The organism is Bradyrhizobium uaiense, from assembly GCF_010811875.1.
In the GTDB taxonomy this organism is placed as follows: Bacteria; Pseudomonadota; Alphaproteobacteria; order Rhizobiales; family Xanthobacteraceae; genus Bradyrhizobium; species Bradyrhizobium uaiense.
Genome location: NZ_VKHP01000212.1, coordinates 1 through 16391, shown reverse-complemented (window position 1 = coordinate 16391; position 16391 = coordinate 1). Strand labels below are relative to the sequence as shown.

Here is a 16391-nt window from a genome sequence, read left to right as displayed (position 1 = left end):
CATGCCCGCAGTACGTCACGCCATCGTCGATCTCATCCTTCGGCCGCCGTCTCAGCAATGCCCATATTGCCGAAAGCAAATCCGCGAAAAACAGCGGCGAAAACACAATCTGCCAAAGTAGTGCTAGAACACCGTTCGGAAATCCGACTTCGGTAGTTGGTACGGCTTGGCGGTCTTCGTCGATGACGGAGCGGTGCCTGTCTAGTGCTTGTCGGTGTGCCCCTTCAAGTTCGAGCCGTCCACCACCTTGACGTCTGCGGGCCCCGGACAGGCGCGGTTGTCTCGTTCCGTCAGCGACAGTGCCCAAAGACACGAACTCCAACCGAAATGCTGTACGTTGCCCATTACAGGGAACGAATGAGGCGCTAGAGGCCACTCCCCCAGCGGTCGCGCTTGGGGGTTGCCAATCGCCATTGGACGATTGCCGAACTGATCGAAGCTGCTTGGAATGCCGGAATAAGCGTGGCCTGTAAGCGGAGTGGCCTACTCATGCCGGTACACAGCTTATGATAATTGGACGTTATCGATCGTGAACAATGAAGCGGACCGGTGTAGCCATTTTGGTAGCTGCTCACTCTTACGGCCTGCGCGGAACGTCCATCCTCCGAAGGTGATGCAAGAAGCCATTACAAATGCTAGCGTTCTTTGCCCAGCGGCCCTTGGTAAGATTGTAAGCTACGGTCAAAATCCACGGTCGCGTTGCGACCATGATGGCAGCCTGCCGATTTCTTCACGCTCGCCGCTCGGACAACGTCATGACGCAACTTCGGCCATCGCCTCGTGCCAGGCGATCGCGTAGAAATCCCCGTGTCTGATCTCAGCATCTACTGCTTCCCCACTGCAGAAGGGGTAAGGGCGGCCCCTCCGGCGAATGCGATGATCCATTCTTGTCGTATCTTGTCGCGAAGTACTGATCCGACAACTCAATGACAAATCGGACACCATTGTATCGGCAGCAAGTCCGTTCAATTAGCCGCAAGGCCATGCGCGAAAACGATTGGCTACAACGATAGGCTCTAGTCGATCTATCAAATCGTGAGCCGCTCCGATGACGAGATTATGTATTCTCCTCGCTTCTATCCTGCTGAACCTAACGCCGATTCTTGCAGTAGCTTCAGAGTGCATCTCCAGCACTGATATTGCCGCATCCCGCAGCCGTCTGGCAGCGGCGCGAAGCCAGCCGCCCTCAACTGACACCGACAAGGTGTGCCGTGCTTACGCCGTTTCGTTCTACGAATTGGTGACCGCCCGCCAGGCAGCTGCGAACTGTGCTCACGGGAATGACCGTCAGCGCGACCTCGAGCTTCTCGATTCCGAGATCGATGCATTCAACAATGCGCTGGCGAGTCGCTGCGGTGGCTGAAGCCATCGGGTCTTGGTAGCGCTCGGCGCTGCCGGCTTGAGCCAAGGTACTCCGCCGTTGGTGCGAGCTACAAACGCGGTCACCTCAACCTGTAGGCGTCTACCAGATCGCCCCAGGAACGTTCGGCAGAGCCCTACGGTATCGACCATCGATAGTCGCGCGGTGACATTCCGACATGCTGGCGGAAACGCCGCGCGCAATGGCTCTGATCTGCAAAGCCGGCGGCCAGCGCGATCTCTGAAAGGGACAGATCAGTGTCGGAAAGCAGCTTCATCGTCCGCTCGACCCGGCGCCGGATCAGATAGTCATGCGGCGTCACGCCAACGGACTGCTTGAAGGCACGAACAAAGTACCACACAGAAAGGTCTGCGAGCCTGGCAAGCGCCTCGACGCTGATACGCTGTTCGATATTGGCGTCAATGTGCTCGCGAACGCGACGCAAGACCCGCGGCGGCAATCCACCGCGGATATAGCTCGGAGATACTCCCGTAGTATCTCGATCGACCGCAATGGTGGTGAGCCTTCTCGGTAAGGTGGATACGGGATCATCTTCTGCAGCCGACGCAAACGACATCAGCATAGGAAACTCGCCTGCTCGTTCGCCCAATGATTTGAACATGTTTCGATCCCCTCTCGGTCTGCTTGTCGTCGTCTCTATCGCCTTCGCTTTCGTGACGATGGCTTGTCGTACAGGGAGGATGATCAGCGGATCTCGTTGCGCCAATCGTGCCTGAGACTGATCGCATCACACCTAGGTATGGCCGCGGTCCGGCAAAAATGATCGATCCGTAAAACGCATGCGCGTTTCGTCCAAAACCCTGAGCTCGGAAGGCTGCGGCCTTGTGCTACTGACCCTCGTCGATGAGTCCCGCAACGAAGCCCCAGGCGGGACCTCGATCATACCTTTGTGTGATGATGCAGGGAGAGCGAGCCGTGGTAAGGATACTGCAGTGGATTGCGATCCAGTTGCTGGGTGGATTGTGAGATGCCCCAGGCGTCGGGCGATATCCCTGTTGTGCATATCGTCGACGATGACGAATCGCAGCGCTTTGGGCTCGACAGCCTGATTCGCTCGGTAGGCCTCACCGCACGAACCTATGGCTCGACACATGAATTCCTGAAGGCCGATCGGCTGGACAGGCCGGGATGCATCGTGCTCGACGTTCGCCTTCCCGGCATCAGCGGGCTCGACTTCCAGGAGGAGCTCGTGAGCTTGGGGATCAGGTTGCCGGTTGTCCTGATGACCGGACATGGCGATATCCCGATGTCGGTGCGCGCCATGAAGGCGGGCGCGGTCGACTTCCTGCCAAAGCCGTTTCGCGAGCAGGACATGATTGACGCGGTCACGGCAGCCATCAATCGTGATCGGTTGCAGCGGGCCCGCGAGACCCAGGCAGTCGCTGTCCTCGACCGGCACGCGACACTCTCGCCGAGAGAACGTGAGGTCATGGCTCTCGTGACCGCAGGCAAATTGAACAAGCAGATCGCGGCCGAGCTCGGATTGAGCGAGGTCACCGTCAAAATCCACCGCGGCGCAGCGATGCGGAAGATGGGAGCCCGGTCGCTGGCTGACCTCGTTCGCATGGCGGACGCATTGAAAGACCGCCCCTGATGAGCGGAAAACCTGAGACACCCATCCGGTGGATCCACCTGACGCAAGCGGGAATTGCTTGCAGCTGGCTCCATGGGAGCTGAACGATGGCGCCGCGGCATCTGATCTCGATCGTTGACGATGATCCCTCAATGCGCGACGCGCTCGCCGGATTGGTCCGGTCACTGGGGTACGATGTGCGCGTCTTTCCTTCGGCCGACGCCTTCCTCGAGTCCAGCGAGCTTGGACAATTTGCGTGTGCGATCACTGATATCCAGATGCCGGGCATCAATGGATTTGAGCTCAAAAAGCAGCTCCGCTTGCGTTACGAAGCTTTGCCCGTGATCATGATCACTGCGCGAGCCGAACCAGATCTCGAAGAAAACGCCCGGCAAAGCGGCGCGGCTAGCTTTCTCCGCAAGCCGCTGGACGCACTGACACTCGCCGGCTGCCTTGAGAAGGCAATCGGCGGCCGCTAGGTCGGACACGCCATCATATGACGCCGGCCTCATGCGCAACCGCAGCCGCCTGCGTACGATTGCGAGTCCCAAGCTTCTCAAAGACGCGCCGCAGGTGCGTTTCGACGGTGTTCTCGGACAAAAAAAGTGCGCGGGCGATTGCCTTGTTCGAGCTTCCCTTCCAGACAAGCCGCAAGATCTGGACTTCTCTTGTGGTCAGGCGGCTCGCCTTGCCCGCCTGGGCACTCGACGTATCCCGGCGCTCCGAGGCCGTCGGCGGGACCGGCGACTCCCCCAGCTCGCGCAGCAAGGCTACTATATGAGGTTTGCCTGTGAGGGTAGAGCGGAGGGCAAGTGAGCTTGCGATCCAACTCTCGTCGGCCAGCACACGAACCATTCCGTTTTCCGTCGCCCGCAGAACCGCCTGATCGAACGCAGCGTCGGCGTCGTGGCAGTGGCCCGCCGCATCAAGCGCCAGCGATTCGAGGAACAGGAGTCGTAATGCCCGGCGCCGACGCCCGGCGGATTCCGCGGCCTGCCGTTCAGCACGGACATCTGGCAGCGCCTGACCGCCCTCGCCTGTTGCCAGGCGCATGCGGAAGTCCGCGATCTCGACGTCATCAATTTCGTTGGCATGGGGGTTGAAGGCGCCAATGCTCTTCCAGAGCGTCATATCGCGGCCATTGGCAAGTGCACGCCGCGCGCTTTCAATATCCTTGTTGCGTAGCGCCACATAGGAGCGCTCCAGCCAGGCCACGGCGGTCAACCGGCGCAGGCCTCGCCGCGCGCCAATTTCGCCGAGACGAACCAGCACGGCATGACCAGCGTCCGCATGTCCGCGGAGGAAATCCAGCCGTGCCGCAATGCGATGAAGCGTGATCAGATGATCGGGCAGTCCAGTCTCGACCACGATTGGCATGTAGTCGTCGACGAGGGTCTGACAGGCGTCAAGTTCGTTGGCTTCATAAAGACATTCCGCCAGATAGGTCGCGACAACCGCACCGGCACTGCCGTATCGCTGGCCTCCGTCGATCGTGCGATTAAAGGAAGTCTCCAGAGCCGCGCGCGCAACGGCCAACTGTCCAACATTTAGCTCGATCGCGGCGGCGAAGCACGCGCTGTAACTCAGGACGTAGAGAGCGTCGATCGGTTCGCACGCCTGCCGCGCCTGCGTCAGGTCGCGCTCCGCCTCAACATACTCACCGAGCGCGATGTGACAGAACGCCCTGGCATTGCCGACCAATCCTGCGGTGAATTGACCGAACCGGTTCGCCTTCGCCCGCAGCTCCTCGACCGCGCCAAGCAGGTCGGGGATACTGTCGGTCCAACCGAGCAGCATCAGATGCATCGCGACGGTTTCGTCGTCCTTCATCGCCCGATCATCGATCTGCTGGATGATGTCCATGTACCGCCTGGCCGCGTCATAGCGGTGCGCAAAGATCGCGGCAAACGCGGCGGCGCGAAGCAATCTCGGCCTACGGTACACCTCCGTATCGGGCAGCATTGCGATCGCACGCGCGGTGTCAGCCACGCGGCCCGAATGGAGATTGTCCATTGCGGACGCCTCGAGCAGATCGGCCGCGAGCGCCTGATCATCGGCAGCCAGAGCATGCGTAAAGGCCTCACTCATGAAGCCATGTGCGGCCGTCCAGGTCGCCGCCCGTCGATGCAGCCGGATCAGATCCTCTTTGGTACCGTGAGCCAGGCGGGAACGAAGAAAATCGGCGAGCACTGGATGATAGCGATACCATCGCTGCTGAGCATCGATCGGGGTAAGCAAAAGATTGTCGCGCATAATTTGCGCGATCATCTCATCGCTGTCGGATCGCTCCAACGCTGCGTCGCACAACTCCGCGCAAAACTGGCCGAGCGAAGCGGAGCGCAGGAGGAAATCGCGTTGCGGCGCCGACCGGCTATCCAGAATCTCTTGTGCCAAATATTCTGCAATGCCGTCACTCGTCCCAGAGATCGACCGCAAGGCATCCGCTCCACGGATACCGCCGATGGCCACGGCCGCAAGCTGCAGAACGGCTGGCCACCCTTCGGTATGCTGCTGCAGTGCTCGAATGAGTGGCGCGCCGACGTTCTGCCGCGCAAGAAACGTCTCGGTCTCCTGGGGCGTGAATCGCAGTTCTCCGTGGTCCAGTTCGAGAAGCTGACCATGCGCGCGCATCCGGCCAAGCGCCAGCGAAGGCCCGACGCGGCTGGCAACGACCATGCGATGATGCATGTCGAGATTGGCGAGCAGTCGCTGCACAAATGCCCACACCTCCCGGTCGACGATCAGTTCGAGATCGTCGAGAAACAAGGTGACCGGCATCTCGGAGAGGGACAGGCGCTCGATCAGTTCCGCCGCCCCGCCCTGCGATGGTTTGGCACTAATTGCATATAGTCCCGGGGTCGGACTTTGCGCTGGTCCTCCAAGCACACCCTCGACGGCCGTCGTGAGCGATTGCACAAGGTGGCCGAGGTCGTTGTCGGCGGGCTCGACCGCCAACCAGATCGTACCCAAGCCGCGCGCCTCGAGATGCCGGCGCAATTGCTGCATCAGCGTGCTTTTGCCAAATCCGGCGGGCGCACAGATCAGCGTGAGCTGGGCGTTGCTTTCGTCGATCTGGGACACCAGACGAGCCCGCTCGACCATGACGGCCGGCGCGCGCGGCGGCGAGAAGCGTGCTCTGCGCAAGCCTGCCGTCGAACTCTCGTGGGAAGACGGCATCCGGCGCTCCCGGCCTCGTGTGGCGTGTCAGGAATGCTGCGATGGCAATTTTCCGCTGTCAACGCAGGCGTTTGCGTCCGTGGCCAGCTATTCACGGTTCTCCGTGATCCCGCATCCGCGCGGCACGGCCTAACTCACCTCCCAGGTCATTGATCAACGACTGGAGAGTGAAAAGTTGCTTTGCCACCGCGCAATCGCGCAAGAACGTCTGAACTGGGCGGCTTCGGCCGCCAGGCGAGGCAGGTATGCCGTCTACCGACGATAGAGCGCCATCGTCGCCCGCACTCGATGATCAACGCCTACGCAGAGTGATGCAGTTTATCGATGCCAACCTGCACAATCCAATTCGTCTCAAGGATCTGGCTGATGTTGCGAATCTGAGCCCATTTCATTTCGCGAGGGCTTTCCGGAAGGCGACGGGCGAATCGCCACACCGATTTGTGCGAGGTTGCCGCCTGGAGAAAGCAAAGCAGCTGCTCATCGAGGGGAACGAAACGCTTGCGGAAGTCTCCCTGATCTGCAACTTTTCTTCACAATCGAGCTTCACGAGGGCCTTTACCCGCGCGTTCGGAGCACCTCCAGGCGCATTCCGTAAGAATGGCAAGGGCCGAAGATGATAGCTAACGCGCTCCAACGGAGATCAACGAACGAGAGCACGATCGGTAAAGACAACTGCGGTATGACGGTGAGTAAATAGCTGTTTCTGTCGCACGACTGCTCGAACGGAAGCCGGCCCGCTGGTTACTCCGATCGGGCACCTGACGACATGGAAGTCGACGGGGCCGGTCATGGAAGATAGCACTGCTTACGGCGAAGCTTTCGGCGACCGATTGCGGGCCCGCGCCACGTCATTCGTCCGATCGCTTAGCAACACCAGCATCGCCGTGACCGAAGTCAGGGCTGACAACCCGGAGCACGGGCTTTCAGGTCAGCTCTCGCATGACGATGCATTTCTCGTCGCGGTCATGCTGCGGGATTATCCAGCTCACGAATACTTCGAGGACGGACGGATTGCCGATGTAACGTCGCTGAAGACCGGCGACACCGTGCTGTACGATGTGAAACGCAGTCCGCAATTTGTAATTAATAACCCGTTTCATAGCGTTCACTTCTACTTCCCCCGATCGGCCCTCGAACTTGTCGCGGAAGGTAGCGAGGCAAAGCCCATTGATGAATTGCGCTACCAGCCAGGCGCGGGGGTCGACGACATCGTCATGCGCGGCCTGGTCGCCTCGCTACGACAGGCTTTCGAGCATCCCGAGCAGGCAAGCCGCCTGTTCGTCGAACATGTCACTCTGGCAGCCTGTACACATGCCGCCAAGATCTATGGCGGAATGCGGCCTGCCCGGCCGACCCAGGGCGGCCTTGCGCCTTGGCAGAGGAGACGTGTGGAGGAAACGCTGGCAGCTGATCTCGAGGGCGATATCTCGCTCGCGGATCTCGCGAACGATTGCGGCCTTTCGACCAGTCACTTTTCACGAGCGTTCCGACAATCCACCGGGTTGTCGCCGCATCAGTGGCTATTGCGACACCGGGTCGACAGGGCGAAGAGCCTCCTGCCCGACCGCAAGCTGTCGCTGTCGGATATAGCGCTCGCATGCGGATTCGCCGACCAGAGCCATTTCACGCGCGTCTTTGCCCGCCTTGCGGGCATCAGCCCCGGAGCCTGGCGCCGCAACTGCGACTAGGATTGTCCGGACAAATGATCGGAATCGACAATTCTCGCGCATTTTCTTCAATCGCCGGCTGAATGGCTCCGTCAATCTACGGGAAACCAGCCACGGACCACGACGAGTCGAACGTCTTCCTTGGCTGAGTTGACTACGGGTGCAACGGCAGTTTCGGTGCGACGGGTCGGTGACCATCGCTACCGGCCAGGCGGCACTCAAGCGACGGAGGCTTGGGATGCAGGACAGCAGTGGCTACGGCGAAAGATTCGGCGAACGGCTACGAGCGAAGGCAACTGTATTCGTTTCACGCTCGCTTCGTACCACCGATATTGCGGTCACCGAGCTTCGTTCTGACAATCCGGAGCATGGCATATCCGCACCGCTCGTGCGCGAGGATGCGTATTTGATCGGGCATCATCTCGTCGACTACCCGGTTCACGAGTACTTCGAGGACGACCGCGCCGCTCCCGTTACGTCCCTCAAGGCGGGAGTTACCACGCTCTACGACCTCAAGCGCAGCCCGCAATTCAATATCAACAAGGCGTGTCACTGCGTCCATTTCTATTTTCCCCGGACCGCACTGAACATCATCGCAGACAATGCAGAGGCAAACCGCATCGCCGAGCTCCGCTATGAGCCAGGCGTTGGTATCGACGATCCCGTCATGCGCGCCCTGACCTCCTCGCTCATTCCCGCTTTTGAGAAGCCCGACCAGGCCAGCCGCGTCTTTGTCGATCACGTGACGTTGGCGGTCGGCATTCATGTCGCCAAGACATACGGAGGCATGATCTCGGCCGTTCGGCCGCCGACCGGAGGTCTGGCGCCGAGCCAATTGAGGCGGGCGCAGGATGCTCTTGCCGCTAACCTCCACGGCGACATCTCGCTGGCGGATCTGGCGGCCGACTGCGGGCTCTCAGCAAGCCACTTCGCGCGCGCATTTCGGCAGTCGACGGGCCTTTCGCCACATCAATGGCTGCTGCGGCATCGCGTGGAGGAAGCCAAGCACCTGCTGCGTGACCGCCAGATCACTCTCTCCGAGATCGCCCTCGCCTGTGGGTTTGGTGATCAAAGCCATTTCACGCGCGTCTTCTCTCGACTAGCAGGCATCAGCCCAGGCGCATGGCGGCGAACCCTGGACTGATGCGGCCCTCTCCGTTCTTGCTTGATTCAGTCAAAGCCTGCGGGATTTTGACAATCCTCTTCCCGCAAGCCGAGGCAAATAGCAGCATTGCACCTTTATCGGGAAAGCAGAGATGACCGAACTGGGCGCCTATGGTCAGCGGCTTGCAGATGTTTTTCAGCTCGAGCGCGCACCTGCTTTCGTAACCCGATCCCTGCAAAAATCCACGATCGCCGTTACCGAGATCAAATGCGATCTTCACGATCACGGCCTGACCGCTCCAATCCCGCGAGAAGACGCCTTTCTGATCACGCTGCAGCTCCGGGACTGCCCGAGGCATGATTTGTTTATCGATGACCGGCAGGTGCCGACGAGCCACCTGCAGCCCGGCTCCATCTGCATCTACGATTTGCGATCAAGCCCGGTCGCCAACAGCATAAGCGCCTTCCATTCGCTACACTTCTACGTGCCTCGAGCGGCACTCGACGCCATTGCGGACATGGAAGATTGCGGCCGGATCGACGAATTCAATAATCGGCCTGGCCTCGGCACCAGGGACGCAACATTGGCAGGTCTCGGCGCTGCCTTGCTGCCGGCTTTTCAGCGCCCCGACGAGGCCACCCCTCTTTTCGTGGATCATCTGACGATCGCGACGACGGCGCACACCCTGAAGACTTATGGTGTAAGAGCGCACCTCTCTCCCTCCACCATTGTGACGCTCGCCTCCTGGCAAGAGGCACGGGTCAAGGAGATCCTGGCCTCCCGGCTGAACGGCGACATTTTTGTATCCGACCTCGCGAGAGAATGTGGACTTCCGACCGGAGCCTTCCTGCGAGCATTTCGTCGATCGACCGGCGTCAGTCCCCATGGATGGTTGCAACAGCACCGCGTCGAGCAGGCTAAGGCCTTGCTGAGCCGACAAATGGCAGCCAGTCTCAACGAAGTCGCTAAATCCTCTGGATTTGCCAATGAGGCTCATCTGATACGAGCCTTCAGACGCGTGACCGGCCTGCATCCGACCGCATGGACGCAACGATAATCCGAGCCGGGTCCTAACCGGTCAGCCGTTAGCAGCCAGGGGCAGCGACGAGCAAGACGCATGAAGCATCTCAAGCAACCCGATCCAAAGATTGCTTACGAGCCGTTGGCCACGAGCCAGGACGCGCCGAAGAGCTTCATCTCAGAGTTTGTGAAAGCCCTTCTCAACAACAAAGGGTATCAAGGTGTCGTGGTCCCGCGGGCGAAACCGTCGCTCGAGGAGCACATCCGCTATCTCGGCAAGCTCTGGGCCGTCGGCATCGTTTTGATGGTTACCGTGACCTGGGGAATGGTTAGGCTAGAGATTTTTGACCGGCCAGGCACGGCGGTCCTGGCCTACCTCCTGATCATCGTCGTGCTTTCGCTGATGGACAGCTTCGTCACATCGGCGATCTTTTCACTGATCTCGGTGGCTTGTCTCGACTACTTCTTCATGGTCCCCCTCTATTCATTTGATATCTCGAGCACGCAAGACATCGTTGCTCTCGTCACCTTCGTCGCGACATCGTTGGTGATCACAACACTGGTGCGACGTGCGCGCCGGTTTGGCGAGACTCAGCACGAGCAAGCCCATCTGCTCGACCTGACACCCGATGCAATCCTGGTCCTCGACGTCGACCGCGTAATTACCTACTGGAACCGGGGCGCGGAGAAGTTATTCGGGTGGAAGCGAGACGAGGCCATCGGGAAGGTAGCACACGTCCTCTTGAAAACCGTTTACCCTGCTCCATTGGGGGAAATTCTCGAGGCATCTGGACGCGCCGGGCGCTGGGAAGGCCAGCTCATTCAGACAACCAGAGACGGCGCCAAGGTCTTTGTTGAAAGCAAGTGGATCTTGCGGCGCGATTTCAAGGGCAATTCGATTGGCGCCCTCGAGAGCAATACCGACATCACTGCCCGCAAGCGCGCTGAAGAAGCGCTCCGCGAAAGCCAGGCCGCATACCTGTCGGAGGCCCAGCGGCTCAGCCACACCGGCAGTTTCGGCTGGGACAGCACGACAGGCGAACTGACGTGGTCCGAGGAAACTTTTCGCCTCTTCGAGTACGATAACGACATCAAGCCAACCCTCGATTTGGCGTTTCAGCGGATCCACCCCGAGGATCGCGACTGGGTCAGGGCGGCGTTGGATCGGGCGATCGCGCACAAGGTACCTTTTGATATCGAGCATCGTTTGCGGACCCCAGACGGATCGACCAAGACGCTGCACGTGGTCGGCAGTCCCTCAACCGACGAGACAGGGCAGATCAAGCTGGTCGGCGCAGTCATGGACGTAACGCCGCGCAAGATCGCCTACGATGCTCTTGAGAAAAGCGAGCTCCGCTATCGCCATCTCTTCAAGTTCATGCCGATTTCCCTATGGAAGTTGGATGTGCGGCGCCTGATGGAAATGTTCGATGAATTGAAGGCCACCGGCGTCTCCGACTTCCCTTCATACCTCGCTGACCATTCCGATTTTTTCCAACGCGCAATGGACGTCATCGTCGCCGAAGAGGTTAATGAGGCGACGGTGCGCATGTTTGGAGCCAGCAGTCAGGCAGAATTGCTCGGATCGGTTGGCCGCTTCTTCAAGCAACGGCCCGATACGATGGAGAGAATCCTGGAAAGCCGCTTCAACGACGATCCCCTGTTCGAGGAAAAGTCACAACTCGTCACGCTGGACGGCCGCCTGATAGATGTGCTCCTGACCGCCGCGCGTACCGAGTTTGGCGTAACCCTGGCCGGTCTCGTCGAACTGACGGATCTGGTTCGAACACAGGAGACGCTGGAACGCCTTCAGATCGAGTTCGCTCACGCCGCACGTGTCTCGACGCTTGGTGAGTTAACCGCTTCGATCGCTCATGAACTCAACCAGCCGCTCGGCGCCATCGCGACCAATTGCGAGGCCGGCCTACGCTGGCTCGATCGACCTGAGCCGGATCTGCACGAGGTCAACGCCGCGATCCGACGCAGCCTCGCGGACGCACAGCGCTCGGCCGACATCATCGCCCGGATACGGGCGATGGCAGCGCGCCGGGTGCCCGAACGCGTGCTCATGTCCCCGCACGACGTGATCCTCGAGGCATTGCAGTTCCTCCGCCACGAGGTCGAATGGCGCGGGGTCACCGTGTCGCACATCTTCTCGCCGGAAGTGCCGCAGGTTCTTGCGGACCGGACCCTGCTGCATCAGGTGATCGTCAATCTCGCGGTCAACGCGATGCAGGCGATGGCACAGATCGGCACCGTCGAGCGCCGGATCACGGTTCGAACATCGTGCCTGGACGGCGGCGCGTTGCGCTGTAGCGTGGAGGACAGCGGTCCGGGAATTGCAACGGACCACCTGCCCCGCCTGTTCGAAAGCTTCTTCTCGACCAAGCAAGGCGGTATGGGCATGGGGCTTTCCATCTGCCATTCGATCATCGAAGCACACGGAGGGCGAATAGGAGTCGACAACGGCAGCATTCATGGTGGAGCCCGTTTCTTCTTCACGCTCCCGGCCGCCGATAGAACCTTGCAATAGGCATTTCGCAGGAAGTCCACACTGCCGACGGCGTGGTCGCAAGAAGCGCAAATCCGTTCCAGACGTCGCAATCCCATCCAATATGGCATTGGACACCTGACGCACTCTGACCTCTGACGCGGATCGAGCTTTGTCCCGTGTCGGACGCAACAGGCACACAGGTGACACATGCCGGAGCCGGTCTTGAAATCAGCGCCACACGCAGACGCACCGGCGACCACGGCCCGCCTCTTCGTTCTCGAATTGAATGCTGGCTGCATCCATTCGATCAATGTCGACGGCTCGGACAAGAAGACCATTGTTACCGGTTGCCGTCATCCCGACGGGATCGTCGTCGATGTCGAGGCAGGCCATATCTGTTGGACCAATATGGGAGTTCCCAACCTGAACGACGGCTCGATCGAGCGCGCTGATCTCGACGGCAGCAATCGCAAGACGATCGTGGCCCAAGGTGGCACCTTCACCCCCAAGCAGATCATCCTCGATAAGAAGGCCGGCAAGCTCTACTGGTGCGATCGCGAAGGAATGCGACTTATGCGAGCCAACCTCGATGGCTCAAGGCTTGAGACGCTGATCGAGTCCGGACATGGCGATGCCGATCGCCGCGACCAGACCAGGTGGTGCGTCGGCCTCGCGATCGACCCCACACACAACAAGATCTACTGGACCCAGAAGGGACCAGATAATGCCGGCCGGGGGCGGATCTTCTGCGCCAACCTCGAGATCCCCCACGGCGAGACACCGGCCAACCGTACTGATATCGAAGTGTTCTTTGATCGCCTTCCCGAGCCGATCGACCTCGAGCTCGATGTCAGGAATCGGATGCTGTACTGGACCGACCGCGGCGACCCTCCGCGAGGCAATACGGTCAACAGAGCTTCGATCGACAACAAGCCGGCGGAACCGGAGATCGTGGTGACGCACCTGATGGAAGGGATCGGTATTGCACTCGATGTACCCAACGATCGCATGTTCGTGACCGATTTCGCCGGCTCGATGTACTCGGCGCGCCTCGATGGATCGGGCGAACGCAACTTCCTCTACGCTCAGGGCAACCTTACCGGCATCGCCTACGCCGAAATCCCGAAGGAGAAATGATATGTCACAGCACAAGCCCATTCGCCGGGTTGCTGTCATCGGCACGGGCGTCATCGGCGCAAGCTGGACCGCCCTCTTCCTGGCCAACGGCCTCGAAGTCGTGGCGACCGACGTTGCGCCGGACGCGGAAGCGGCCCTCAGGCGCTTTGTTGCAGCGGCCTGGCCGGCGCTGCAACGATTAGGCCTCGCGCCCGGCGCAACACAGAACAAGCTCACCTTCACCGCCGCACTGGTGAGTGCGGTGAAGAATGCCGACCTGGTCCAGGAAAACGGCCCGGAGAAGATCGAATTCAAGCGAACGCTCTACAAGCAGCTCGACGAACTGCTCCCACCCGACGTGATCATCGCATCGAGCTCGTCCGGGCTCACCATGAGCGAGATCCAATCGGCCTGCCCGGCGCACCCGGAGCGTTGCGTGATCGGGCATCCCTTCAATCCCCCGCACCTCGTCCCGCTGGTCGAACTCGTCGGCGGCGCCAAGACGTCCGAGGAGACGATTCAACGGGCCGCAGAGTTTTATACCGCGATGGGCAAGCGGACGATCCGCCTCAACAAGGAGGTGCCGGGCCATGTCGCCAACCGGCTTCAGGCGGCGCTCGCGCGGGAAGTCTACCACCTCGTTGCCGACGGCGTCGTCAGCGTTTCCGACGTCGACACTGCCTTGAGCTGGGGACCAGGTTTGCGCTGGGGCATCATGGGCCAGCTGATGCTCAATCATCTCGGCGGCGGCCAGGGCGGCATCGAGCATTTCTTCCAGCAGTTCACCGGTCCCATTACGGCGTGGTGGAAGGTGCTGGGCTCGCCCGAACTGACGCCCGAGATCCAGAAGAAGCTGATCGACGGCGTTCACGCGGAAGTCGGCCCCCGCTCGATCGATGAACTCGCCGCCGAGCGCGACGAAATCCTGCTCGGGCTGATCGAGATGCGTAACAAGGTGAGCAAGGCCAACCAGGCGAAAGTCGCCTAGCCGGCCCGCTTCGCGCGATCGCTTCCCGATCCTGCCGACTTCGCCTCCGGCGCCAAGGCGTCTGGAGGCGATTTTGCTTGAAGCATGCCCCTCGCTCACGTCAGGCGTGCTGGCCACAACAACGCAAAAACGTCCCCGGAACGGCAAGCGGCTTCAAGAACCGGAATGTCACGCCCGGCACACTCGACCGCGAAACCCGAGCGATGCATCAGGTGCGTCGCTTAGCGCTTCCGCTTCAAACGTCGTGCCAGGGAGATCCCAAGATGGTCACCGCCGCTGCAGCCCGCCAAGCCGATGCGCCCAAGGCGCTGCCGGCGCCGAGTGGCGACTTCTACCAGCTCGTCGAACTGCTGAACCCCGATGAAATCGCGCTGGTGAAGAAGGTGCGAGCTTATATGGAGACCACGGTCAAGCCGATCATCAGCAAATACTGGTCCGATGACGCCTTTCCGTTCGAGCTGCTGCCGTCGTTCAAGGAACTCGGCATCGGCGGCCTCGGCTATGAAGGCTATGGCTGCGCCGGCGGAAGCCAGAAGCAGTTCGGCTACGTCGCAATGGAGCTGGCGCGGGTCGATCCATCGATTTGCACATTCTTCGGCGTCCACAGCGGCCTTGCGATGGGCTCGATCTACCTCGACGGCTCGGAGGAGCAGAAGCAGAAGTGGCTGCCGCAGATGGCGCGCTTCGAAAAGATCGGATGCTTCGGTTTGACCGAGCCCCTCATCGGCTCCGGCGCGAGTGGCGGACTGACCACGACCGCCAAGCGCGAAGGCGATTCCTGGATCCTGAACGGCCAGAAGCGCTGGATCGGCAACGCTCCCTGGTGCGATCTCTCCATCATCTGGGCGCGCGACCTTGCCGACAACCAGGTCAAGGGCTTCATCGTCGAGAACAAGAGCACGCCGGGCTTCAGCGTCGAGAAGATCGAGCACAAGATGGCGCTGAAGGTGGTGCAGAACGGACAGATCACGTTGAACGACGTGCGCATTCCGGAATCCAACCGGCTGCAGGGTGGCAATTCCTTCCGCGACACCGCCCGCGTGCTCCGGATGACCCGTTACATGGTCGGATGGGCGTCGACGGGTGCCCAGATGGGCGCATTCGAGAATACCCTCGCCTACACGCAGAGCCGGCAGCAGTTCGGCAAGCCGATCGCATCGTTCCAGCTGGTGCAGGACCTGCTGGCCAAGATGCTGGGCAATCTCACGGCGTGCCAATGCATGATGCTCCGCCTGGCGCAGCTCGATGACGAAGGCAAGCTCAGCGACCACCATGCGGCGCTCGCCAAGGCATTCTGCACGGCAAAGGCTCGCGAGACCGTCGCGTGGGGGCGCGAGCTGCTCGGCGGCAACGGCATCGTCGCCGACTACAATGTCGGCAAATTCTTCGCCGACGTCGAGGCGCTCTACTCCTACGAGGGCACCTACCAGATGCAGAACCTCATCGTCGGCAAGGCGATCACCGGCATCAGCGCCTTCATCTGACATCTGACCGTATCAGAACGGGCGAGAGACCACTCCGCCCGCCTTTTTCAAAGCGGAGACCATCATGGCGGACCGGCTGGCGCTGGATAACGTGCTTTACGAGAAGAAAAACGGCATCGCCTACGTGACCCTCAACCGGCCGAAGGTCCTCAACGCGCTCGATACGCCAACCTGGATCGATTTGCGGAAGGCGTTCCTCGATGCGAAGGAGGACGGCGCAGTTCATGGTGCGATCCTCACCGGTGCAGGCGACAAGGCGTTCATTGCCGGCGCCGACATCGGAGAGCTCGCCCATGCCGACGCCTATGAGGCTGAGGAATCGAGCCGCTTCGGCCAGGAGGTTCTGAGCCTTGTCGAAAATCTCGGTAAGCCCGTGATCGCGGCGA

The 16391-nt window shown here is 60.6% G+C and carries 15 protein-coding genes; 12 read left to right on the top strand and 3 right to left on the bottom strand.

Annotated elements, in window-relative coordinates:
- Window positions 1–307, bottom strand: a 307-nt coding sequence (locus FNJ47_RS50630) for a hypothetical protein (protein WP_206685383.1), incomplete at its 3' end; no start/stop codon positions are given.
- A gap of 741 nt (window positions 308–1048) precedes the next feature.
- Here FNJ47_RS50630 and FNJ47_RS35695 point away from each other — a divergent pair.
- Entirely contained in the window at window positions 1049–1363 is a 315-nt protein-coding gene (locus FNJ47_RS35695) for a hypothetical protein (RefSeq protein WP_163160581.1), read from the top strand.
- Between the two features lie 133 nt (window positions 1364–1496).
- Here the strand turns inward: FNJ47_RS35695 and FNJ47_RS35690 are convergent, their stop codons facing one another.
- Window positions 1497–1982, bottom strand: coding sequence for a helix-turn-helix domain-containing protein (locus FNJ47_RS35690; RefSeq protein ID WP_163160580.1), 486 nt, complete (start codon window positions 1980–1982; stop codon window positions 1497–1499).
- Window positions 1983–2348: 366 nt separating this feature from the next.
- Here FNJ47_RS35690 and FNJ47_RS35685 point away from each other — a divergent pair, with 366 nt between their 5' ends.
- Entirely contained in the window at window positions 2349–2975 is a 627-nt protein-coding gene (locus FNJ47_RS35685) for a response regulator transcription factor (protein ID WP_163160579.1), read from the top strand.
- 86 nt (window positions 2976–3061) lie between these two features.
- Window positions 3062–3433, top strand: a complete 372-nt coding sequence (locus tag FNJ47_RS35680) for a response regulator transcription factor (RefSeq protein WP_163160578.1) — start codon at window positions 3062–3064, stop codon at window positions 3431–3433.
- Window positions 3434–3446: 13 nt separating this feature from the next.
- Here FNJ47_RS35680 and FNJ47_RS35675 read toward each other — a convergent pair whose 3' ends face one another.
- On the bottom strand, window positions 3447–6131 hold the full coding sequence (locus tag FNJ47_RS35675; RefSeq protein WP_163160577.1) for a winged helix-turn-helix domain-containing protein: 2685 nt from the start codon (window positions 6129–6131) through the stop codon (window positions 3447–3449).
- Window positions 6132–6376: 245 nt separating this feature from the next.
- Here FNJ47_RS35675 and FNJ47_RS35670 point away from each other — a divergent pair, with 245 nt between their 5' ends.
- The 9 genes from FNJ47_RS35670 to FNJ47_RS35630 all read left to right on the top strand — a co-directional run.
- Window positions 6377–6748 carry a helix-turn-helix domain-containing protein gene (locus FNJ47_RS35670; protein WP_163160576.1) on the top strand — a complete coding sequence of 124 codons (372 nt, stop codon included), beginning with the start codon at window positions 6377–6379 and terminating at the stop codon, window positions 6746–6748.
- 171 nt (window positions 6749–6919) lie between these two features.
- On the top strand, window positions 6920–7819 hold the full coding sequence (locus FNJ47_RS35665) for a helix-turn-helix domain-containing protein (protein WP_163160575.1): 900 nt from the start codon (window positions 6920–6922) through the stop codon (window positions 7817–7819).
- Between the two features lie 217 nt (window positions 7820–8036).
- Window positions 8037–8942 carry a helix-turn-helix domain-containing protein gene (locus tag FNJ47_RS35660; protein ID WP_163160574.1) on the top strand — a complete coding sequence of 302 codons (906 nt, stop codon included), beginning with the start codon at window positions 8037–8039 and terminating at the stop codon, window positions 8940–8942.
- 112 nt (window positions 8943–9054) lie between these two features.
- Window positions 9055–9960, top strand: a complete 906-nt coding sequence (locus tag FNJ47_RS35655) for an AraC family transcriptional regulator (protein ID WP_163160573.1) — start codon at window positions 9055–9057, stop codon at window positions 9958–9960.
- Between the two features lie 60 nt (window positions 9961–10020).
- Window positions 10021–12456 carry a PAS domain S-box protein gene (locus FNJ47_RS35650; protein WP_163160572.1) on the top strand — a complete coding sequence of 812 codons (2436 nt, stop codon included), beginning with the start codon at window positions 10021–10023 and terminating at the stop codon, window positions 12454–12456.
- A gap of 183 nt (window positions 12457–12639) precedes the next feature.
- A complete protein-coding gene (locus FNJ47_RS35645; protein WP_236000284.1) occupies window positions 12640–13554 on the top strand; it encodes a 3-hydroxyacyl-CoA dehydrogenase in 915 nt (304 codons plus the stop codon).
- Window position 13555: 1 nt separating this feature from the next.
- A complete protein-coding gene (locus FNJ47_RS35640) occupies window positions 13556–14521 on the top strand; it encodes a 3-hydroxyacyl-CoA dehydrogenase NAD-binding domain-containing protein (protein ID WP_163160570.1) in 966 nt (321 codons plus the stop codon).
- A 263-nt stretch (window positions 14522–14784) separates the two neighbouring features.
- Window positions 14785–16005 (top strand): acyl-CoA dehydrogenase family protein, encoded by a 1221-nt coding sequence (locus tag FNJ47_RS35635; RefSeq protein WP_163160569.1) that lies wholly within the window; start codon window positions 14785–14787, stop codon window positions 16003–16005.
- A 64-nt stretch (window positions 16006–16069) separates the two neighbouring features.
- On the top strand, window positions 16070–16391 hold a 322-nt coding region (locus FNJ47_RS35630; RefSeq protein ID WP_175068464.1), incomplete at its 3' end, for an enoyl-CoA hydratase-related protein.